The organism is Streptomyces sp. NPDC001153, from assembly GCF_053598315.1.
Genome location: NZ_JBSFJZ010000017.1, coordinates 20123 through 40643, shown reverse-complemented (window position 1 = coordinate 40643; position 20521 = coordinate 20123). Strand labels below are relative to the sequence as shown.

The following is a 20521-nucleotide window of genomic DNA, read 5'->3' as shown; positions in this document are numbered from 1 at the left end:
GCCGTACTCACATCAGGTCGTACTCACATCAGGGGTTACCCCCGCACGCCCCCGTTTCCGTTCCCATTGATTCCGCCGTTCCCCTGCCCCTGGATGAAGTTGCCCGGGAGGGAGATGGTCGGCGTCGGGAAGGGGCCGCCGGTCGTGTCACCCGTGGTGCCGCCGACTGTCGTTCCCCCGGCCGTCAGCCCGCCGATCAGTCCGCCGATCCCGCCCGTGCTGTCCCCGTTCTTCCCCCCGCCGTTCCCCCCGTGTCCTTTTCCCTGACCGTCCCCCTTGTTGTCGTCGGGGATGTCGATCAGGTGGAAGTCCTCCACGGGCTTGCCGCTGAGCGCGCCGGTCATCATGTCGCGCCAGATCGGGCCGGGGACCTGGCCGCCGTAGACCTTCTCGTTGTAGACGCCGCCGATGGTGATGTTCTTCATCTGGCGCTTGTGGGCCGGGTCGCCGACCCAGACCGCGCCCGCCATGTTCGGGGTGTAGCCGACGAACCAGGCGGCGTAGCGCTCGTCCGTCGTACCCGTCTTGCCCGCGCTCGGGCGGTCGCCGAGGCCGGCCTGCTGACCCGTACCGTCCTCGACCACGCCCTTGAGGATCGTGCTGATGGTGTCGGCGGTCTTCTCCGACATCGCACGCGAGCAGGTCGACTTCGGCACCTGGAGGGACTTCACCTCGCTGCCGACCTTCTGGGTGATCGACTCTATGGCGACCGGGGTGCAGTACATACCGCGCGAGGCGAAGGTGGCGTACGCGTTCGCCATTGTCAGCGGCGACATCTCCTGGGTGCCGAGCGCGATGGAGGGGGCTTGGTCGATCGCTCGGCCGTCCGCGCGCCGCACGCCCATCTTCTTCGCCATCTCCGTGACCGGGCAGATGCCGATGTCGCTGATCAGCTGCACGTAGTAGGTGTTGACCGACTTGGCGGTCGCCTCCTTCATGCCGTACGGGCCGTGCTCCGACTCGTTCTCGTTCTGCAGCTTGGCGGGGTTGTTCGGATCGTTGCGCCAGAGCTTGCCGTCACACGCCTGCACGGGGCTCGGGTACGGCATCTCGTACGGCGAGGGGTACTTCTGCGTCGGGGGCTTGCCGCCCTCGATCGCGGCCGCCGCGACGATCGGCTTGAACGTCGAACCGGGCTGGTAGCCGGCGCCGCCGCCCATGTCCGAGTTGACCGAGAGGTTGATCTGCGTCTCGTTCGCGCCGAAGCCGTACGGACGGGACTGGCCCATGGCAAGGATCTTGCCGGTGCCGGGCTCGACGATGGTCGCGGCCGTCGCCACCGCGTCGGACTGGTAGACGTGGTTCTTGATGGACGTCTGCACCGATTCCTGCGCCTGCGGGTCGAGCGTCGTGCGGACCGTCAGGCCGCCCTGGTTCCAGAGCTTGGCCCGGGCCTGCTTGGTCCTGCCGAATACCGGGTCGTTCAGGACGACGTCACGGACGTAGTCGCAGAAGAAGCCGGCGCCCTTGACCGCGGTGATGCAGCCGTTCTTGGGCTGGCTCGGGTGCAGTCCGAGCGGCGTCTGCTTGGCCTGGTCGGCCTCTTTCTGGGAGATGTCGCCGAGCTCCGCCATCCGCTGCAGCACGGTGTTGCGCCGCTTGGTGGCCTCCGCCTCGTCGTTGACCGGGTCGTAGCGGCTCGGGGACTGCACGATGCCGGCCAGCAGGGCGGCTTCCTGGAGGTTCAGGTCCTTGGCGTGCTTGGAGAAGTAGCGCTGGGAGGCGGCCTCGACGCCGTAGGCCTGCTCGCCGAAGAAGGTGATGTTCAGGTAGTTCTCGAGGATCTTCTTCTTGCCGAGCTTCTCCTCGATCTGGATCGCGTACTTCAGTTCCTTGATCTTGCGACCGAGGGTCTGCTGGGTGGCCTGGGCGACCTTCGTCGGGTCGTCGCCGGCCTCCTCGATGAAGTAGTTCTTCACCAGCTGCTGGGTGAGCGTGGAGGCGCCCTGGGCGACGCCGCCTTCCTGCGCGTTCTTGTTCAGGGCGCGCAGGACGCCCTTGAGGTCGATCGCGCCGTGCTGGTAGAAGCGCGCGTCCTCGATCGCGACGATCGCCTTCTGCATGTACGGCGAGATGTCCTTGAGGTCCACCACCGTACGGTCGCGGGAGTAGACGCTCGCGATCTGCTGGCCCTGGTTGTCCAGGATGGTGGTGCGCTGACTGAGCTGGGGACTCTTGAGGTTGGCCGGGATCTCGTCGAAGCTCTGCACCGTGCCCTTGGCCGCGAGGCCCAGCGCGCCGGCCGCGGGCAGCGCGATGCCCGCCATCACGGCTCCGGCGAGCACACTGACACCGAGGAACTTGGCGGCCTGCTGCGTTGGCGACAGACCAGCGCCCGAGCGCTTCTTTGGCATGGGGGCAGCCTAATCCGTACTGATGAGCGTTCCGAAAGAGCGGCCGCGTCACGGCACGGCAAAGGGCGACGCCCTACGTTTCCATTCGCCGGACACGCGCGCAGGCCTTGGCCTAAGCTGCTCTCAACTGTCACAGCAGTGCGGCCACGTATCAATACGTCCGGCGACCCCGAATCGTTCCGGGCGTAGCCCGTTTTTTGGCGCGGGGACGTGACCGGCTCCTGAGGGGGACGTGTCCGAATCCGCCTCGTGTGTCACCCGGCGCCCGTTGTGGCGCACCACAGCTGCCCCGGTTTGCGGGGATGGTCGCGTATGTCGTCAGCTCACTCCCGCGGGTGATCTGCCGTTAACCCATAGTCCGTTCGGGCCATTCAAGATTGGGCCCGAAGGGGGTGTTGCGCTGTGCCCACCTTCCGTAACGTCCTCAACTGGCGGCGGTGAATATGCCGCTGCCGCCGTGGGGGAGCCTCGATTCGGGAGAGGACGGCGCCGGTATGGGCTGGGTAACCGACTGGAGTGCGCAGGCTGCCTGCCGCACTACCGATCCGGATGAACTGTTCGTTCAGGGAGCAGCGCAGAACAGGGCCAAGGCGGTGTGCACCGGATGTCCGGTACGCACCGAATGCCTGGCCGACGCGCTGGACAACCGCGTCGAGTTCGGCGTGTGGGGAGGCATGACAGAGCGCGAGCGCCGCGCACTGCTGCGCCGCCGGCCCACCGTGACCTCCTGGCGCAGGCTCCTGGAGACCGCCCGCTCGGAGTACGAGCGGGGGACGGGCATCGTGCCCCTCGACAACGACGAGGTGTACGAGAACTACGCGGCGGTGAGCTGAGGAGGCGGAGGGCGTTCCCTCCGGCACATCCCTGGGGCACAAGGCCCCGATCCGGTCCGCTCTGGCACACGCCGCGGGAGACTTCTGGCGCGCGCCACGGAAAACAGGGTCGGGCACAGGCCCGGGGACGCCGAGTGGATCCATGCCGCCGGGGTGCGGGAAGCGGCACGGGAACGACGGGGCGCGGGAAGCGCCGGTCCGGCCTACGCCTGGGGAAGCCACGACCGGACTCGTGGTGCCGTCCGCCTTGTGCCTCGCCCGCTGAACCGGTGGCCGGCACGGCCTCGCGTTCGTGCGTGAGCCGCCGACGCCCTTCCTGCGTACGCACACCCACGCCGTCCGCACAGGTGACTCACGCTGTCCGTGCACGCGTAGTTCCGCTGTCCGTGCACGCCTTGTGCACGTCCGGCCGCGCGTGTGCCACCCACGCACGTACGACCGTGCACCACGCCCGGTGCCATGCGGCCCCGCAGCCGTCGGGCCTTGGCCGTGCTACGGCAGCTCCGTCCGCCCCGTCGCGCCCGCAGCCAGCCGGGCGCCGATGTCCCGCAGGCCGACGAGGTCGTGGACATCGCCGGGCAGCGCGGCTACTTCGACGACCGCCACCTCGGGGTGACGGGCGGTGAAACGGTCACGCGTGCGCTGTTCGCGCGAGAGCAGCTGCATGCGATCGGCGTGCAGTCGCAGCAGGCCCGCGGTGAGCCGGTCGACGGTGCGCTCCGTATCGGCGGGGGAGCCTTCCTCGGAAGCCGGGGTGTCGGTTGCGGCCTCGGATGCGGGAGATCGCGAACTGCCGTATGAGTCGGGAGAGTTACGAAGTCCAGCTTTCCCGCCCCCCTGATCCACAATGCGGGAGTCCTCAAGATTTTCGGCGGCGGCGAGCGCCCGCTCGGCCGACAGCCGGCCGGCGCCGCTGCCATGGACCCGGTTCAGCACCAGGCCCACCAGCGGCATCTTCTCCGCGGCCAGCCGCTCCACGAAGTACGCCGCCTCGCGCAACGCGTCCCGCTCCGGGGCCGCGACCACGACAAACGCCGTCCCGGGCGCCTGGAGCAGTTTGTACGTGGCGTCCGCGCGCGTACGGAACCCGCCGAAGGTGGTGTCCATCGCGGCCACGAACGTCTGCACGTCCTTCAGCAGCTGACCGCCCAGCAGCTTGCCGAGCGTGCCGGTCATCATCGACATGCCGACGTTGAGGAAGGCCATGCCCGCGCGTCCGCCGAGCTTGGCGGGGGCGGTGAGGAGGCGGATCAGCCGGCCGTCCAGGAAGGAGCCCAGCCGCTTCGGCGCGTCCAGGAAGTCCAGCGCCGAGCGGGACGGCGGGGTGTCGACGACGATCAGGTCCCACTCGTCCTTCGCGCGCAGCTGGCCCAGCTTCTCCATCGCCATGTACTCCTGCGTGCCCGCGAAGCCCGCCGAGAGCGACTGGTAGAAGGGGTTCGCCAGGATCGTGGCCGCCCGCTCGGGGTCCGCGTGCGCCTCCACGACCTCGTCGAAGGTGCGCTTCATGTCGAGCATCATGGCGTGCAGTTCGCCCTCGCCCTCGGTGCCCTTCACCCGGCGCGGGACGTTGTCGAGGGAGTCGATGCCCATCGACTGGGCCAGCCGGCGGGCCGGGTCGATGGTCAGCACGACCACCTTGCGGCCCCGCTCGGCCGCCCGCAGGCCGAGGGCCGCCGCGGTCGTCGTCTTGCCGACCCCGCCCGAGCCGCAGCACACCACGATCCGGGTCTTCGGGTCGTCCAGCAGCCGGTCGACGTCCAGCACGCGCGCGGGGGAGAGACCGTGGGCCTTCTCCCACCCGCCGGCCTTCACCGGCCTGTCGGCCTTCTCCCGTCCTGCGGTCTTCGCCGGGCCCGTGGCTTTCGTCGGCCCCGCCGCCTTCGCCGGGCCCACGGCCGTCTGCGCTGTCCCGGGTGCGTCGGGTGCTTCCGGTGCCTCGGCCGGGTCCGGACTCATGTCAACCCCTGCTTCCGCAGCTCGGTGGCGAGTTCGTACAGGCCCGCCAGGTCCATGCCCTCCGCGAGCAGCGGCAGTTCGCCCAGCGGCAGGCCCAGCTCGCCGAGGACCGCGCGCTGCTCCTGTTCCAGCGCGTGCCGCTCGGCGTACTCCGCCGCCTGGTCCAGCAGCGGGTGCACCAGCTTCTCCGCGTTCCCGCCGCGCCGGGCCCCGCCCAGACCGGCCGCCGACAACGCCTGTGCAACGGAGGAACGCTCCACGGTCCGTACGAGTTCCAGTTCGGCCGCGTCCAACACCTCCGGCCGGACCATGTTCACGATGACCCGGCCCACCGGCAGCCGTGCCGCGCGCAGTTCGGCGATGCCGTCGGAGGTCTCCTGGACCGGCATCTCCTCCAGCAGCGTCACCAGGTGCACTGACGTCTCCGGCGACTTCAGCACCCGCATCACCGCCTGCGCCTGATTGTGTATGGGCCCGATCTTCGCCAGGCCCGCCACCTCGTCGTTGACGTTCAGGAAGCGGGTGATGCGGCCCGTCGGCGGAGCGTCCATGACGACGTAGTCGTACGCGAACCGGCCGCTCCTGTCCTTGCGGCGGACGGCCTCGCACGCCTTGCCGGTGAGCAGGACGTCCCTGATGCCCGGTGCGATGGTGGTGGCGAAGTCGATCGCGCCGAGCTTCTTCAGGGCCCGGCCCGCGCCGCCCAGCTTGTAGAACATCTGGAGGTAGTCCAGAAGGGCCAGTTCGGCGTCTATGGCGAGGGCGTACACCTCGCCGCCCCCGGGAGCGACCGCGATCTTCCGCTCCTCGTACGGCAACGCCTCCGTCTCGAAGAGCTGGGCGATGCCCTGCCGGCCCTCGACCTCCACGAGAAGCGTCCGCTTCCCCTCGGTCGCGAGGGCCAGCGCCAGTGCGGCGGCGACCGTCGTCTTTCCGGTCCCGCCCTTGCCGCTGACGACCTGGAGCCTGCTCACGCCTTCGAGACTAACCAGTCCGCTCGACACTCACGCGGGAGGCTGTGGATAACGCAGGTCACAGCCGGCCGCCCGGCCTGTGGACAACGCCGCCGGCGGTCGGCCGCCTGCCCCACCGGCCACAGCGGCTACAGTCGGCCCCATGACCAAGTGGGAATACGCAACCGTGCCGCTGCTCGTCCATGCCACGAAGCAGATTCTGGACACCTGGGGCGAGGACGGCTGGGAGCTCGTCCAGGTCGTGCCCGGGCCCAACAACCCCGAGCAGCTCGTGGCCTACCTGAAGCGGGAGAAGCAGGCATGAGCGCGGTCGAGGCCAGGCTGGCCGAACTGGGCCTGACCCTGCCGGAGGTCGTACCGCCGCTGGCCGCGTACCAGCCGGCCGTGCAGTCCGGTCTGTACGTCTACACCTCCGGCCAGCTGCCGATGGTCGAGGGCAAGCTTCCGGTCACCGGCAAGGTCGGCGCCGAGGTCACGGCGGAGGAGGCCAAGGACCTGGCCCGCACCTGCGCGCTGAACGCGCTGGCCGCCGTGAAGTCCGTGGTCGGCGACCTGGACCGCATCGCGCGCGTGGTGAAGGTCCTCGGGTTCGTCGCCTCGGCGTCCGACTTCACCGGGCAGCCCGGTGTCGTCAACGGCGCCAGCGAACTGCTCGGCGAGGTCCTCGGCGACAAGGGCGTGCACGCCCGCAGCGCGGTCGGCGTCGCGGTGCTGCCGCTGGACGCGCCGGTGGAGGTCGAGATCCAGGTGGAACTCGCCCAGTGACCCACCGGAACCCACCGGAACGCCTCTGACCTCGGGCACCTCTCGAACATTCGCCCTACACGGGATAGCCTCCGCCCATGGCGAACGGTCAGTGGTACCCCCCGGAGTGGCCGGACCGCATCCGCGCGCTCGCGGACGGCGCCCTCACCCCGGTGTCCCCCCGGCGTGCGGCCACGGTGCTGCTCCTGAAGGACACACCGGACGGCCCCGCGGTCCACATGCTGCGCAGACGCGCCTCCATGGCCTTCGCCGGAGGCGCGTACGCGTATCCCGGGGGCGGTGTCGACCCGCGCGACGACGAGCGTCTGGTGCGCTGGACGGGCCCCACGCGCGCGTGGTGGGCCGAGCGGCTCGGCGTCGACGAGCCGGGCGCCCAGGCGATCGTCTGCGCGGCCGTACGGGAGACGTACGAGGAGGCCGGCGTCCTGCTCGCCGGCCCCGACGCGGAGTCGGTCGTCGGCGACACCACCGGGGAGGACTGGGAGGCGGACCGGGCCGCGCTGGTCGCGCGCGAGCTGTCCTTCGCCGAGTTCCTTCACCGCCGCGGTCTGGTGCTGCGCTCGGACCTGCTGGGCGCGTGGACCCGCTGGATCACCCCGGAGTTCGAGGCCCGCCGCTACGACACCTGGTTCTTCGTGGCCGCCCTGCCCGAGGGCCAGCGCACCCGGAACGCCTCCACGGAGGCCGACCGCACGGTGTGGATCCGCCCCGCGGAGGCCGCCGCCCGCTACGACAAGGGCGAGCTGCTGATGATGCCGCCCACCATCGCCACCCTGCGCCAGCTGCTGCCGTACGCCACCGCCGCCGAGACGCTCGCGGCGGCCCCCGGACGCGACATGACACCGGTGCTGGCCCGCGCCCGCCTCCAGGACGGCGAGATTGTCCTGTCCTGGCCGGGGCACGAGGAGTTCACGAAGCACATTCCGACGGCTCCGACGACGGCCGAGACGACGGGTGGAGGCCCCGCATGACCGACGCAAGCACGCTGCCGGGCCAGCCCCGCGGCCACGTGCTGTCCGGCCCCGCCACCGAACGGGCCGTCAACGTCCTCGCGCCCAACGCCTCCGCGATGACCCTGGACGGCACCAACACCTGGATCGTCGCCGAGCCCGACTCCGATCTCGCCGTGGTGATCGACCCGGGCCCGCTGGACGAGGGCCATCTGCGTACCGTCGTCGACACCGCCGAGAAGGCCGGCAGGCGCATAGCCCTCACCCTGCTCACCCACGGCCACCCCGACCACGCCGAGGGCGCCGCCCGGTTCGCGGAACTGACCGGCACGCGCGTGCGTGCCCTCGATCCGGCGCTGCGCCTGGGTGATGAGGGCCTGGCCGCCGGTGACGTGATCACTGTGGGCGGCCTGGAGCTGAGGGTCGTACCGACGCCCGGGCACACCGCGGACTCGCTGTGCTTCCATCTCCCGGCCGACCGGGCCGTACTGACCGGTGACACCATCCTGGGGCGCGGTACGACGGTCGTGGCGCACCCGGACGGCCGTCTGGGTGACTATCTGGACTCCCTGCGCCGGCTGCGGTCCCTGACCGTGGACGACGGCGTGCACACCGTCCTGCCGGGCCACGGGCCGGTCCTGGAGGACGCCCAGGGAGCCGTCGAGTTCTACCTCGCCCACCGCGCCCACCGGCTCGCCCAGGTGGAGACGGCGGTCGAGGACGGCTACCGCACCCCGGCCCAGGTCGTCGCCCACGTGTACGCCGACGTGGACCGCTCGCTGTGGCCTGCGGCGGAGCTGTCGGTACGGGCCCAGCTGGACTACCTGGGAGAGCACGGCCTGATCTAGCCGGCGAGCGCCTTCTCGGCGGCGTCGAGGATGTTGCCGAAGGTGCGCGTGATCACCGGGCGGGCCAGGAACCGGGTGAGGGCGGGGCCGAGCAGGGGCAGCGGGATCTCCGCCCGGGTGGTCCACCGGACCAGGGTGCCGCCGTCCGCCTCGGTGAACGTCATACGGCCGAGCTCGTGCCGGGCGGGCGGCACGCTGCGCTCCACGATGTACTCCGTGACGTACGGCGGCTCGTATCGGGTGATGCGCTCCCGGAACCAGCCGATCAGCCACAGGTGGCTGCGGATCGCGCCGACGCCGTAGGTGCTCCTGTGTCGCGTGCTCCTCTGCCGAGCGGGCGCACCACGTCGGCGCGATCCAGCTTGTCCGGGTTGCGGATGCCGTACAGGCCGGTGATCCGTCCATCCCGGATCTCGAACGCCACCAGCCAGTCCAGCGCGCCGCCGGTGAGGGAACCGGGCCGCGGGCATGCCGTTGTAGCGGGCCGGTTCCACCCGGGCGGCCGCCGCGCCGGTGCGGTACACGCCGAGGACGAACCGGGCGACGTCCTCGGGACCGGTGACCGGACGGCGGGCGGCGACGGCTTTTCCGCCGCCGTCGGAGATCACCACGACATCGGGCGCGAGTAAATCCATCAGTGCCTGCACGTCACCGCCCGCGGCCGACCGCAGAAACCGCTCGACGATCTCCCCGGTGGCGGCGGAGTCGGGCTCGAAGCGGCGGCGCCGCGCGTGGACGTGGCCGCGCGCGGTGCGCGATCTGCCGGACGGTGCCCTCGGCCTTGCCGATCGCTGCGGCGATCTCACCGTGGGGGTAGCCGAACACGTCGTGCAGGACGAACACCGCGCGTTCGGTCGGGTTCAGCGTCTCCAGGACCAGCAGCACGGCCGTCGACACCGACTCGGCCAGAACGACGTCCTCGCCGACCTCGGGCTGCGTGCGGATCGGCTCCGGCAGCCACGCGCCGACGTACTCGTCGCGCCGGGTCCTGACCGCGCACAGGTGGTTGAGTGCCTGCCGGGTCACCGTACGGACCAGGTACGCGCGCGCGTGGCCGACCGTGGCCGGATCGACCTCCCGCCGGCGCAGGTAGCTCTCCTGCAGCACGTCCTCGGCGTCGGCGGCGCTGCCCAGCATCTCGTAGGCGATGGTGGACAGCAGCGGACGGTGCTCGGTGAAGGCGTCCTCGGCCAGGGGCAGCCCCGGCTCCTCTCGTCGGACGGCACTGAGGCACTCGGGATCGGCACCACGTGACAGTCCCGCGCTGTGACTCGCCTCACAGCAGGGCCTCGGGTGGTCCTTCGTCCGTCCTTCGGCGTCACTCCTCCGGTCGCGGGGCTTTCACGCCGTGCACGCGCGCGTACTCGTCGGCGAGCCAGGGTCCGAGGTCGTCCACGTACGACCGCAGCAGCTCCGAATCGCCGACGGGTTCCTGGCCGTACCGCGCCGCCGCACGCAGCTGTGCGGCCCGCTCGGGGTAGTAGGTGCCGCACACCTCGGCCATCTCGTGCAGATCGCTGGTCCAGCCGTTCCAGCGGGGCATGACCAGGGTGAAGCCGGTGCGCACGAGATGCCGGGACATGAAGCGCACGAGGGGGCGCCGGGCCTCCTCGGTGTCCTCGGCGTCCGCGATCCGCTTCCGCCAGCGGGGCAGCCACAGTGCCAGGTCGCCGTTGGTCTCGCGGGCGAGCAGGGAGTCGGGGCGGTACCGCGGCAGGTACTCGGCGAGGTCCTCACCGAGCAGCGGGGTGCACAGACAGGCGACGAACCAGCCGAGGTCGTACCGCTCCAGGTCGCTCAGCAGCCGGTCCCTGCCGTACAGCAGTGTGCCGACGCCGTCGATCTGCGGGAACTCCTTGTCCACCGCCTCACCGAGCGCCCGTACGGCGTCCCGGTCGGCGTCGGCCGGGACGTCCCGGAGTGCGACGAGCAGGTCCAGGTCGCTCAGGCCCTCCCGCGCGGTGCCGCGCGGGATCGACCCGTACAGGTAGGCGCTGTGCAGCCGGGTCCCGAAGAGCTCCAGCAGCCCGTCGCGCGCCACGGCCACGACGGGGCGGAAAACGCCGGGCACGCGCGCGAGGGAGCCTTCGCGCGCGATGCAGCCCTGGTCGTCGAGTCCGGGCCGGCGGATCGTTTCAGCCATGGGGCAACCATGCCGTCTGTGAGGCGGCTGTGCGGCGCGTTTTCCGGCGCGGCGGGCATCGGCAGCCATCCGCGGCAACGACAGCGGGGCCCGGTTCGCGGGAAGCGGACCCCGGGGTCGTACGGCCTGGCGTCAGCGCGAGCGCTTGGCCAGCCTCTCCACGTCCAGCAGGATGACCGCCCGCGCCTCCAGGCGGAGCCACCCGCGCTGGGCGAAGTCCGCCAGGGCCTTGTTCACGGTCTCGCGCGAGGCGCCGACCAGCTGGGCCAGCTCCTCCTGGGTGAGGTCGTGGACGACGTGGATGCCCTCCTCGGACTGCACGCCGAAGCGGCGGGAGAGGTCCAGCAGGGCGCGCGCCACGCGGCCGGGGACGTCGGAGAAGACCAGGTCGGACATGGCGTCGTTGGTCTTGCGCAGACGGCGGGCGACGGCGCGCAGCAGGGCGCCGGCCACCTCGGGGCGGGCGTTCAGCCAGGGCTGGAGGTCGCCGTGGCCGAGACCGAGCAGCTTGACCTCGGTCAGGGCGGTCGCGGTCGCCGTACGGGGGCCCGGGTCGAAGAGGGCCAGCTCGCCGATCAGCTCGCCGGGGCCGACGACGGCGAGCATGTTCTCGCGGCCGTCGGGGGAGGTGCGGTGCAGCTTGACCTTGCCCTCGATGACGACGTACAGCCGGTCCCCGGGGTCGCCCTCGTGGAACAGGGAGTCGCCGCGTGCGAGGGTCACCTCACTCATCGAGGCGCGAAGCTCCGCGGCCTGCTCGTCGTCGAGAGCCGCGAAGAGCGGGTTGCGCCGCAGAACGTCGTCCACTGAGTTCTCTCCTTGTCGACCTGCTCAGGGGATCTTGCTCCCCCGAGTGCCAGGGGACCGTGTTCCCCATTTTGCCGGACGGTCCAAACAGTGTGATCTGTCACAAGGATGCCGCACAGGTGTCCCGAGGTAAGCGTCAGGGGTCCAATCGGGGGCCGATCCACCGGGTCCGGGGCGGATGTCGGTGCCGGGCTCTAGGCTGGCCGGGTGTCCAAATCGCCGGTGAGAGCACAGGCCAAGGGGGCTTAGCGGGTGGTAGTACGTCGCGATTCCGCCGTGGGCGAACAGGGCTCCGGCGGCAGTAAGAAAACCGGAAAAACGGCAAAAAAGGCCGCGCCGAGCAAGAAGGCGACGCCGGGCAAGAAGGCGGCCTCGGCCAAGAAAGCCACGCCGGTCAAGAAAGCCGGGCCGGCCAAGAAGGCGGCCTCGGCGAAGAAGGCGCTCTCGGTCAAGCAGGTCGCCCCCGCCAAGAAGGTCGTGGCGACGGGGAAGGCCGTGGCCGTGAAGAAGGCGGCGCCCGTCAAGAAGGTCGCCGTGAAGCCGCCGGCGGACGAGTCCCGGACCGCCCTGGTCCGCCGCGCCCGCCGCATCAACCGCGAGCTCGCCGAGGTGTACCCGTACGCCCACCCCGAGCTGGACTTCGACAACCCCTTCCAGCTGCTGGTCGCCACGGTGCTGTCGGCCCAGACCACCGACCTGCGCGTCAACCAGACGACCCCGGCGCTCTTCGCGAAGTACCCGACCCCCGAGGACCTGGCCGCCGCCAACCCGGAGGAGGTCGAGGAGATCCTGCGCCCCTGCGGGTTCTTCCGGATGAAGACCAAGTCCGTCATGGGGCTCTCCAAGGCCCTCGCGGAGGACTTCGGCGGCGAGGTGCCCGGCAGGCTGGAGGACCTGGTCAAGCTGCCCGGCGTCGGCCGCAAGACCGCCTTCGTCGTGCTCGGCAACGCCTTCGGGCGACCGGGAATCACCGTGGACACACACTTCCAGCGGCTCGTGCGCCGCTGGCGGTGGACCGAGGAGAGCGACCCGGACAAGATCGAGGCGGCCGTCGGCGCGCTGTTCCCGAAGAGCGAGTGGACCGACCTGTCGCACCATGTGATCTGGCACGGCCGCCGTATCTGCCACGCCCGCAAGCCCGCCTGCGGCGCCTGCCCGATCGCCCCGCTCTGCCCGGCCTACGGCGAGGGCGAGACCGACCCGGAGAAGGCGAGCAAGCTCCTGAAGTACGAGAAGGGCGGCTTCCCCGGCCAGCGGCTGAAGCCCCCGCAGGCCTACCTCGACGCGGGCGGCAGGCCGGCCCCGCCACTGGGGGCCGCGTGACGGAACGATCTCGGGGTCCCCGTGCGTTGGACAGGCAGAGCGACGGGGGTGGCGATGGCGAGGGCCAGTGAGACGCGGGGCGGCGCGGTGACACTCAGCAAGGAGGGGCTGCCCGAGTGGCTGGCGCCCGTGGTGCGGGCCGTCGAGACCATCGAGCCGCTCCAGCTGAGCCGCTTCCTGCCGCCGGAGAACGGCTCGGGCCGCAAGTCGGCCGTGCTGATCCTGTTCGGCGAGGGCGAGCGCGGCCCGGAGCTGCTGCTGATGGAGCGCGCCGGCTCCCTGCGCTCGCACGCCGGTCAGCCGTCCTTCCCCGGCGGCGCGCTCGACCCCGGGGACGGCGATCCGCACACCGACGGGCCGCTCAGGGCCGCACTGCGCGAGGCCGAGGAGGAGACCGGCCTGGACCCCTCCGGCGTCCAGCTCTTCGGTGTGCTGCCCGCGCTGTACATCCCGGTCAGCGGTTTCGTCGTCACGCCCGTGCTCGGCTGGTGGCGCGAGCCCAGCCCGGTGGGCGTCGTCGATCCGAACGAGACGGCGCGGGTCTTCACGGTCCCCGTGGCGGATCTCACGGACCCCGCGAACCGCGCCACCACCGTCCACCCCAGCGGCCATCGAGGCCCCGCATTTCTGGTCGAATCGGCCCTGGTGTGGGGTTTCACGGCCGGGGTGATCGACCGCCTGCTGCATTTCGCGGGCTGGGAGCGCCCCTGGGACCGAGAGAAGAAGGTCCCACTCGACTGGCGGTCATGACAGGGTGATCCCGTGAACGTGCTGGACATCCTGTTGCTGGTCGCGGCCGTCTGGTTCGCGGTCGTGGGCTACCGCCAGGGCTTCGTCGTCGGCATCCTGTCGGTGATCGGGTTCCTGGGCGGCGGCCTCGTCGCCGTGTACACGCTGCCCGTGATCTGGGACGCCGTGACCGGCAACGCGGACGTCGGTACCACCGCCGCCGTGGTCGCCGTGGTCGTCGTCATCGTCTGCGCCTCCGTCGGCCAGGCCCTGACCACCCACCTGGGCAACAAGCTGCGCCGGTACATCACCTGGTCCCCGGCCCGCGCCCTGGACGCCACGGGCGGCGCCCTGGTCAACGTCGTCGCCATGCTGCTGGTGGCCTGGCTGATCGGATCCGCCCTGGCCGGCACCACCCTGCCGACGCTCGGCAGGGAGGTCCGCGGCTCCAAGGTGCTGCTCGGCGTCTCCCGGGCGCTGCCCGCGCAGGCCGACACCTGGTTCGCGGACTTCTCCTCCGTGCTCGCGCAGAACGGCTTCCCGCAGGTCTTCAGCCCGTTCGCCAACGAGCCGATCAAGGACGTCCAGCCGCCCGACCCGGCCCTCGCGAACAGCCCGGTCGCCGTGCGCGCCCAGCGCTCGATCGTCAAGGTCACCGGCACCGCCCAGAGCTGCGGCAAGGTCCTGGAGGGCACCGGCTTCGTCTTCGCGGGCCGCCGGGTCATGACCAACGCACACGTCGTGGGCGGCGTCGACGCGCCCACCGTGCAGATAGGCGGCGAGGGCCGCAAGTACGACGCCAAGGTGGTCCTGTACGACTGGAAGCGCGACATCGCCGTGCTCGACGTACCCGACCTGAAGGCGAGCGCCCTGCGGTTCTCCGGGCAGGACGCGGCCGGCGGCGACGGCGCGATCGTCGCGGGCTTCCCGGAGAACGGCTCGTACGACGTGCGCGCCGCGCGCGTGCGCGGGCGCATCACGGCCAACGGCCCGGACATCTACCACCGCGGCACCGTCCGCCGCGACGTCTACTCGCTGTACACCACCGTCCGCCAGGGCAACTCGGGCGGCCCGCTGCTCACCCCGGACGGCCACGTCTACGGCGTGGTGTTCGCCAAGTCCCTCGACGACGCCCAGACCGGTTACGCCCTCACGGCGGACGAGATCCAGCCCGACATCCAGCGGGGACGTACGGCGAACGAGCAGGTCGGTACGGACAGCTGCGCACTGTGAGCCCCGGCCGGCCGGGGCGCCGTTCAGCCGCGCGGGTGGCGCAGACGCACCGAGACCCAGCGGGCCCGGCGGCGCAGGATGCGCGGGATCCCCACGCGGAGGTCCCCTTCGGCGAGTTGCGGGTTGCCTCGCTGAGGCGCGCCCACACCGGCGGCGGAGCGGCGGTTGCGGGGTGCGTCACTGTAGTCGTGCGTCCAGCCCATACCCCGACGTGTGCCCCTGCCCGAAGGTCGATAACCGCCTGAGCGCCGCCCAATTGGCGTATGCGGCAGGCATGTGGCCGTTCGAGGGACAACTGTCCAGGAACCGGATACTCCACGCATCGAACCGTCACCGCACGGTCACCGGTGTCCGTCACCGGTACGGGTGACCGTCACCGGTCCGGCTCGGGATCCTTCAGCCAGTTGACGAGCTCCGTGGAGAAGGCGGCGGGGTCCTCCTCGTGCGGGAAGTGGCCGAGGCCGTCGAACAGGCGCCAGCGGTACGGCGCTTCGACGTACTCGCCCGATCCCGCCGCGCTGCGGGTACGTGTCACCGGGTCCAGCGAGCCGTGCAGATGGAGCGTGGGCACCCGCACCGGCCGCTTCATCCTGCGGTTGAACTGGATGCCGTCCGGGCGGGCCAGCGAGCGCACCAGCCAGCGGTACGGCTCGATCGAGCAGTGCGCCGTCGACGGGATGCACATGGCCCGCTGATAGGTCTCCACCGCCGCCTCCTCCGGCGGCTGCGGCCCGGACCACTCCCGGATCAGCCGGCCCGCCAAGGCACCGCCGTCCGCGGCGAGTTGACGCTCCGGAAGCCACGGCCGCTGGAAACCCCAGATGTAGGAGTTGGCGGCCGTCTGCCGGGCGTCCCGCAGCATCGCCGCGCGCCAGCGCCGCGGATGCGGCATCGAGACGACCGCGAGCCGCCGTACGAGCTTGGGCCGCATCGCCGCCGCCGTCCACGCCAGATAGCCGCCCAGGTCGTGGCCGACCAGCGCCGCGTCCGGTTCGCCGAGCGAGCGGATCACGCCGGTGACGTCGAGCGCGAGGTTGGCCGGGTCGTACCCGCGGGGCGTGCGGTCACTGCCGCCGACGCCCCGCAGGTCCATCGCCACCGCCCGGTAGCCCGCGTCCGCGAGCGCGACCAGCTGGTGCCGCCAGGTCCACCAGAACTGCGGGAAGCCGTGCAGCAGCAGGACCAGGGGGCCGTCGCCGAGCTCGGCGATGTGGAAGCGCGCGCCGTTGGCGGCGACGTCCTTGTGGGTCCAGGGACCTTCGATCCGTACGACCGAGGGGGCGGGGTCCGTCATGACGACGAGCGTGCCACAGTCTCGATGGCCGCGGGGGCCCGGTCCTCGGGCAGCTCCGCGCGCGGGTGCGGCTTGGCGTTCTGCAGCACGCCCGCCGTCTCCTTCACCGAGGCGGCCACCTTCTGCGGACCCTGGCTCTTCTTGGCCTTCTTCGCGAACACTGTGCCGATCAGTGCGAGGAGACCGGCGACCAGCACGTTGGCCGCGAAGGACAGCACGAAGCAGATCGCCAGGTTCCAGCCGCTCCAGGTCCGGATGCCGTAGGCGAGGGCGAAGTTGAGCATCGGCAGGGAGAACAGCAGCACCATGCCCGCCATCGAGAACGCGCCGCCGCTGACCGCGCCGCGCCTCACGTCCTGCTTCAGCTGGGCCTTGGCCAGGGCGATCTCGTCGTGCACCAGCGCCGACAATTCGGTCGTCGCCGAGGCGAACAGCTGGCCGATGCTGCGTTCGGCGCCGACCGGGCTGCCGTCGGGTGCGCTCATCGCGTTCTCCCTTACGAGGTCTCTCGTGCCGCGGGCGTGCCGTGCCGTCGTACCGCTGTCGTACTGCCGTCGTAGCGCTGTCGTACGCGGCCGGCGGGCCCGCTCGTGTGGCCGTCTTGTTTTGTACCGTCTCGTCAGATCATGCCCGACGGTCGTCCTCCTCGCCTGCCCCGCCCGGCACTTCCTGAAGCCCGTGGCGCGCCGCGGCGGTCTTCTCGGCGGCGATCCGCCGGTGTTCGGCGGCCTTGCGCTCGTGGATCTCGGCCATGCGCAGGTGGTAGGCCGGCTCGTCCTGCTCGTAGACGTCCGGGATGCCGTCGAGGTCCTCGTCGCGCTCCTCCTCCTCGCACAGCCTGCGGTACCGGGCGTTGCGCATCTTCAGCAGCACCGTCGCGCACAGCGCCGCGAGGAGCGATCCGGTGAGGACGGCCGCCTTGACCTCGTCGGTGAGGACGGCGTCGCCGGCGAAGGCGAGTTCGCCGATGAGCAGGGAGACGGTGAAGCCGATGCCGGCGAGGGTGGCCACCGCGAAGACGTCGGCCCAGGCGAGGTCCTCGCTGAGGGAGGCGCGGGTGAAGCGGACGGTCAGCCAGGTGCCGCCGAAGATGCCGAGTGCCTTGCCGACGAGCAGCCCGAGCACCACGCCGAGCGTCTCCGGCTTGGTGAACAAGTCCCCGAGCGCCCCGCCGGAGACCGTCACCCCGGCGCTGAACAGCGCGAACATCGGCACGGCGAGCCCGGCGGACAGGGGCCGCACCAGGTGCTCGATGTGCTCTCCCGGCGAGTGCTGCTCACCCTCGTGGGTGGTGCAGCGCAGCATCAGGCCCATCGCCACACCGGCGATGGTCGCGTGCACGCCGCTGTTGTACATCAGCGCCCAGATCACCACAGCGAGCGGCACGTACACGTACCAGCCGCGTACGCCCTTGCGCAGCAGCAGCCAGAAGACCGCCAGTGCGGCGGCGGCCCCGCCGAGCGCGGCGAAGTTCAGCCGGTCGGTGAAGAAGACCGCGATGATCAGGATCGCGAAGAGGTCGTCGACCACGGCGAGGGTGAGCAGGAAGGCGCGCAGGGTGCTGGGCAGGGAGGTGCCGATGACCGCTAGGACGGCGAGCGCGAAGGCGATGTCGGTGGCGGTGGGCACCGCCCAGCCCTGTGCCGAGCCGTGCCCGGTGAGGTTGGTGAGGGTGTAGACGAGCGCGGGTACGGCCATGCCGCACAGCGCGGCCACCACGGGCAGGACGGCCGCTGCGGGGTCGCGCAGGTCCCCGGCGACCAGCTCGCGCTTGAGCTCGATGCCGGCGACGAAGAAGAACACCGCGAGGAGGCCGTCGGCGGCCCAGTGCGCCACCGAGAGGTCCAGGCCGAGCGCGCCGGGGCCGAGGCGGAAGTGGCTGACGGACTCGTAGCTGTGGTGCAGGGCGGGGACGTTCGCCCAGATCAGCGCCGTCACGGCGGCGAGCAGCAGCAGGACACCGCCGACGGTCTCGGTCCGCAGCGCGTCCACGACGAAGGCCCGCTCGGGCAGGGAGAGGCGTCCGAGTGCCTTCCGGGGGGCTTTACGGGTGCTGGGCGCGGCCACGGCGGGGACCTCCGGGTCGTACGGCGATGATCACGCCGTCGCGCGGGGTCGCCGACGGCGTCGCCGACCAGACTTCCCGGCACACCCTGAAGTCGCCATTTTACTGTATTTTGACGCCAGAGGTTAGTGAGACGAACGAAAAAGGGCGCCCGGTGTCATCACCGGGCGCCCTTGCCGTCGTTGCGCCTAGTCCTCGCTGGACGCCGCAGGCAGCTTGGCCTGGATGAGGTCCATGACCGTGCTGTCGGTCAGCGTGGTGACGTCACCGAGCTGGCGGTTCTCGGCCACGTCCCGCAGCAGACGGCGCATGATCTTGCCGGAGCGGGTCTTGGGCAGCTCGGCCACCGGCAGGATCCGCTTGGGCTTGGCGATCGGGCCGAGCGTGGCGCCCACGTGGTCGCGCAGCTCGCCGACGAGCGCCTCGGTCTCCGCGGCCGTACCGCGCAGGATCACGAACGCGACGATCGCCTGGCCGGTGGTCTCGTCGGCGGCACCGACGACGGCCGCCTCGGCGACCGAGGGGTGGGAGACGAGCGCCGACTCCACCTCGGTGGTGGAGATGTTGTGCCCGGACACGAGCATCACGTCGTCGACCCGGCCCAGCAGCCAGATGTCGCCGTCGTCGTCCTTCTTCGCGCCGTCACCGGCGAAGTACCTGCCCTCGAAGCGGGACCAGTAGGTGTCGATGAACCGCTGGTCGTCGCCCCAGATGGTGCGCAGCATCGACGGCCACGGCTCGGTCAGCACCAGGTAGCCACCGCCGCCGTCGGGCACCTCGTTCGCCTCGTCGTCGACGACGGTCGCGCTGATGCCGGGCAACGGCGTCTGCGCGGAGCCGGGCTTGGCGGTGGTGACGCCGGGCAGCGGCGAGATCATCATCGCGCCGGTCTCGGTCTGCCACCAGGTGTCCACCACGGGCGTGGCGTCCGCGCCGATGTTCTTGCGGTACCAGATCCACGCCTCGGGGTTGATGGGCTCGCCGACCGAGCCGAGGACGCGCAGGGAGGACAGGTCGAACTTGGCGGGGATGTCGTCGCCCCACTTCATGAACGTCCGGATCGCCGTCGGCGCCGTGTAGAGGATCGTGACCTTGTACTTCTGCACGATCTCCCAGAACCGGCCCTGGTGCGGGGTGTCCGGCGTGCCCTCGTACATGACCTGGGTCGCGCCGTTGGCCAGTGGGCCGTACACGATGTACGAGTGGCCGGTGACCCAGCCGACGTCGGCCGTGCACCAGTACACGTCCGTCTCCGGCTTGAGGTCGAAGACCGCCCAGTGGGTGTACGCCGTCTGGGTGAGGTAGCCGCCGGAGGTGTGCAGGATGCCCTTCGGCTTCCCGGTCGTGCCGGAGGTGTAGAGGATGAACAGCGGGTGCTCCGCCTCGAACGCCTCCGGGGTGTGCTCGGCGGACTGCCGCTCGACGAGCTCGTGCCACCACACGTCCCGGCCCTCGGTCCACGCCACGTCCTGGCCGGTACGGCGCACCACGAGCACGTGCTCGACGTTGTCGACCTTGCCGATCGCCTCGTCCACGGCGGGCTTGAGGGCGGACGGCTTGCCCCGCCGGTAGCCGCCGTCGGCGGTGATGACGACCTTGGCGTCCGCGTCCTGGATGCGGGTGGCGAGCGCGTCCGCCGAGAAGCCGCCGAAGACGACCGAGTGCGCGGCGCCGATCCGGGCCGAGGCCAGCATCGCGATCGCGGTCTCCGGGATCATCGGCATGTAGATGGCGATCCGGTCGCCCTTGCGGACGCCCAGCTCCAGCAGGGCGTTGGCCGCCTTGGAGACCTCGTCCTTCAGCTCGGCGTAGGTGATCGAGCGGCTGTCGCCGGGCTCGCCCTCGAAGTGGATGGCGACACGGTCCCCGTGCCCTGCCTCCACATGCCGGTCCACGCAGTTGTAGGCGACGTTCAACTCGCCGTCCTTGAACCACTTCGCGAACGGCGGGTTCGACCAGTCCAGCGTCTCGGTCGGTTCCTTGGCCCAGGTCAGCCGACGGGCCTGCTCGGCCCAGAAGCCGAGCCTGTCAGCCTTGGCCTGTGCATACGCCTCCGCGGTGACGTTGGCATGCGCGGCCAGGTCGGCGGGGGGCGCGAACCTGCGTTCTTCCTTGAGCAGGTTGGCCAGGCTTTCGTTACTCACGACATCTCCCTTTCGAAGGGTGTCCGTTGTGTCCCAGGCCACAGCTCATCAGACGCGGGGGTCCGGTGACAAGAGTCCGCGGCCAAATTGGTTTAGACCT

At 70.9% G+C, this 20521-nt stretch carries 19 protein-coding genes and 1 pseudogene; 8 read left to right on the top strand and 12 right to left on the bottom strand.

Annotation, left to right across the window (positions count from 1 at the left end):
• Positions 1-35 precede the first annotated feature (35 nt).
• Positions 36-2354: a transglycosylase domain-containing protein gene (locus ACWDEN_RS20580; RefSeq protein WP_450859831.1), complete on the bottom strand. Its 2319-nt coding sequence runs from the start codon at positions 2352-2354 to the stop codon at positions 36-38.
• A gap of 494 nt (positions 2355-2848) precedes the next feature.
• Between ACWDEN_RS20580 and wblA the strand changes: the two genes are divergently transcribed.
• On the top strand, positions 2849-3187 hold the full coding sequence (gene wblA / locus ACWDEN_RS20575) for a transcriptional regulator WblA (RefSeq protein ID WP_063777071.1): 339 nt from the start codon (positions 2849-2851) through the stop codon (positions 3185-3187).
• Between the two features lie 492 nt (positions 3188-3679).
• Here wblA and ACWDEN_RS20570 read toward each other — a convergent pair whose 3' ends face one another.
• Complete coding sequence (locus tag ACWDEN_RS20570) at positions 3680-5146, bottom strand: ArsA family ATPase (RefSeq protein ID WP_450859830.1); 1467 nt, start codon at positions 5144-5146, stop codon at positions 3680-3682.
• On the bottom strand, positions 5143-6120 hold the full coding sequence (locus ACWDEN_RS20565; RefSeq protein WP_450859829.1) for an ArsA-related P-loop ATPase: 978 nt from the start codon (positions 6118-6120) through the stop codon (positions 5143-5145). The genes ACWDEN_RS20570 and ACWDEN_RS20565 overlap by 4 nt, the downstream gene beginning before the upstream one ends.
• 142 nt (positions 6121-6262) lie before the next feature.
• Between ACWDEN_RS20565 and ACWDEN_RS20560 the strand changes: the two genes are divergently transcribed.
• The 4 genes from ACWDEN_RS20560 (at position 6263) to ACWDEN_RS20545 (ending at position 8683) form a co-directional block, all read left to right on the top strand.
• Positions 6263-6424, top strand: a complete 162-nt coding sequence (locus ACWDEN_RS20560; RefSeq protein WP_003975360.1) for a DUF4177 domain-containing protein — start codon at positions 6263-6265, stop codon at positions 6422-6424.
• Positions 6421-6885, top strand: coding sequence for a RidA family protein (locus ACWDEN_RS20555; RefSeq protein WP_351618680.1), 465 nt, complete (start codon positions 6421-6423; stop codon positions 6883-6885). The genes ACWDEN_RS20560 and ACWDEN_RS20555 overlap by 4 nt, the downstream gene beginning before the upstream one ends.
• Positions 6886-6962: 77 nt before the next feature.
• Positions 6963-7856 (top strand): NUDIX hydrolase, encoded by an 894-nt coding sequence (locus ACWDEN_RS20550; RefSeq protein WP_450859828.1) that lies wholly within the window; start codon positions 6963-6965, stop codon positions 7854-7856.
• Positions 7853-8683, top strand: a complete 831-nt coding sequence (locus ACWDEN_RS20545; protein WP_351618675.1) for an MBL fold metallo-hydrolase — start codon at positions 7853-7855, stop codon at positions 8681-8683. Before ACWDEN_RS20550 ends, ACWDEN_RS20545 begins: the two co-directional genes overlap by 4 nt.
• Here ACWDEN_RS20545 and ACWDEN_RS20540 read toward each other — a convergent pair.
• The 4 genes and pseudogenes from ACWDEN_RS20540 to ACWDEN_RS20525 all read right to left on the bottom strand — a co-directional run bounded on the left by ACWDEN_RS20540 (position 8680) and on the right by ACWDEN_RS20525 (position 11633).
• Positions 8680-8949, bottom strand: coding sequence for an SRPBCC family protein (locus tag ACWDEN_RS20540; RefSeq protein ID WP_450859884.1), 270 nt, complete (start codon positions 8947-8949; stop codon positions 8680-8682). The genes ACWDEN_RS20545 and ACWDEN_RS20540 overlap by 4 nt on opposite strands.
• Positions 8949-9877: pseudogene (sigJ, locus tag ACWDEN_RS20535) on the bottom strand (RNA polymerase sigma factor SigJ). The gene ACWDEN_RS20540 and the pseudogene sigJ overlap by 1 nt, the downstream one beginning before the upstream one ends.
• A gap of 124 nt (positions 9878-10001) precedes the next feature.
• Positions 10002-10826 (bottom strand): nucleotidyltransferase domain-containing protein, encoded by an 825-nt coding sequence (locus tag ACWDEN_RS20530; RefSeq protein WP_450859827.1) that lies wholly within the window; start codon positions 10824-10826, stop codon positions 10002-10004.
• A 132-nt stretch (positions 10827-10958) separates the two neighbouring features.
• Positions 10959-11633, bottom strand: coding sequence for a Crp/Fnr family transcriptional regulator (locus tag ACWDEN_RS20525; RefSeq protein ID WP_351618669.1), 675 nt, complete (start codon positions 11631-11633; stop codon positions 10959-10961).
• A gap of 276 nt (positions 11634-11909) precedes the next feature.
• Here ACWDEN_RS20525 and nth point away from each other — a divergent pair, with 276 nt between their 5' ends.
• Genes nth through ACWDEN_RS20510 form a run of 3 tightly spaced genes read left to right on the top strand, consistent with a single transcriptional unit; the run spans position 11910 to position 14918 of the window.
• The gene (gene nth / locus ACWDEN_RS20520; protein ID WP_450859826.1) at positions 11910-12956 is read left to right on the top strand and encodes an endonuclease III; all 1047 of its coding nucleotides are present in this window, start codon (positions 11910-11912) and stop codon (positions 12954-12956) included.
• A gap of 54 nt (positions 12957-13010) precedes the next feature.
• Entirely contained in the window at positions 13011-13706 is a 696-nt protein-coding gene (locus ACWDEN_RS20515; protein ID WP_351618664.1) for an NUDIX hydrolase, read from the top strand.
• A gap of 12 nt (positions 13707-13718) precedes the next feature.
• A complete protein-coding gene (locus tag ACWDEN_RS20510) occupies positions 13719-14918 on the top strand; it encodes a MarP family serine protease (RefSeq protein ID WP_351618661.1) in 1200 nt (399 codons plus the stop codon).
• A 23-nt stretch (positions 14919-14941) separates the two neighbouring features.
• Here the strand turns inward: ACWDEN_RS20510 and ACWDEN_RS20505 are convergent, their stop codons facing one another.
• From ACWDEN_RS20505 to acs, 5 genes are all read right to left on the bottom strand, one after another.
• Complete coding sequence (locus ACWDEN_RS20505) at positions 14942-15121, bottom strand: hypothetical protein (RefSeq protein WP_351618658.1); 180 nt, start codon at positions 15119-15121, stop codon at positions 14942-14944.
• Positions 15122-15291: 170 nt separating this feature from the next.
• The gene (locus tag ACWDEN_RS20500; protein ID WP_351618655.1) at positions 15292-16212 is read right to left on the bottom strand and encodes an alpha/beta fold hydrolase; all 921 of its coding nucleotides are present in this window, start codon (positions 16210-16212) and stop codon (positions 15292-15294) included.
• A complete protein-coding gene (locus ACWDEN_RS20495) occupies positions 16209-16697 on the bottom strand; it encodes a phage holin family protein (RefSeq protein ID WP_351618652.1) in 489 nt (162 codons plus the stop codon). The genes ACWDEN_RS20500 and ACWDEN_RS20495 overlap by 4 nt, the downstream gene beginning before the upstream one ends.
• Positions 16698-16836: 139 nt before the next feature.
• Positions 16837-18279 (bottom strand): Na+/H+ antiporter NhaA, encoded by a 1443-nt coding sequence (gene nhaA, locus ACWDEN_RS20490; protein ID WP_450859825.1) that lies wholly within the window; start codon positions 18277-18279, stop codon positions 16837-16839.
• A gap of 186 nt (positions 18280-18465) precedes the next feature.
• The gene (acs, locus tag ACWDEN_RS20485) at positions 18466-20421 is read right to left on the bottom strand and encodes an acetate--CoA ligase (protein WP_351618647.1); all 1956 of its coding nucleotides are present in this window, start codon (positions 20419-20421) and stop codon (positions 18466-18468) included.
• Positions 20422-20521: the final 100 nt, after the last annotated feature.

Bases quoted from the DNA above. Each gene is read 5' to 3' on its own strand.
- ACWDEN_RS20580 (WP_450859831.1), bottom strand. From the start codon at position 2,354: ATGCCAAAGAAGCGCTCGGGCGCTGGTCTGTCGCCAACGCAGCAGGCC.
- wblA (WP_063777071.1), top strand. From the start codon at position 2,849: ATGGGCTGGGTAACCGACTGGAGTGCGCAGGCTGCCTGCCGCACTACC.
- ACWDEN_RS20570 (WP_450859830.1), bottom strand. From the start codon at position 5,146: ATGAGTCCGGACCCGGCCGAGGCACCGGAAGCACCCGACGCACCCGGG.
- ACWDEN_RS20560 (WP_003975360.1), top strand. From the start codon at position 6,263: ATGACCAAGTGGGAATACGCAACCGTGCCGCTGCTCGTCCATGCCACG.
- ACWDEN_RS20555 (WP_351618680.1), top strand. From the start codon at position 6,421: ATGAGCGCGGTCGAGGCCAGGCTGGCCGAACTGGGCCTGACCCTGCCG.
- ACWDEN_RS20550 (WP_450859828.1), top strand. From the start codon at position 6,963: ATGGCGAACGGTCAGTGGTACCCCCCGGAGTGGCCGGACCGCATCCGC.
- ACWDEN_RS20545 (WP_351618675.1), top strand. From the start codon at position 7,853: ATGACCGACGCAAGCACGCTGCCGGGCCAGCCCCGCGGCCACGTGCTG.
- ACWDEN_RS20530 (WP_450859827.1), bottom strand. From the start codon at position 10,826: ATGGCTGAAACGATCCGCCGGCCCGGACTCGACGACCAGGGCTGCATC.
- ACWDEN_RS20515 (WP_351618664.1), top strand. From the start codon at position 13,011: ATGGCGAGGGCCAGTGAGACGCGGGGCGGCGCGGTGACACTCAGCAAG.
- ACWDEN_RS20505 (WP_351618658.1), bottom strand. From the start codon at position 15,121: ATGGGCTGGACGCACGACTACAGTGACGCACCCCGCAACCGCCGCTCC.
- ACWDEN_RS20500 (WP_351618655.1), bottom strand. From the start codon at position 16,212: ATGACGGACCCCGCCCCCTCGGTCGTACGGATCGAAGGTCCCTGGACC.
- ACWDEN_RS20495 (WP_351618652.1), bottom strand. From the start codon at position 16,697: ATGAGCGCACCCGACGGCAGCCCGGTCGGCGCCGAACGCAGCATCGGC.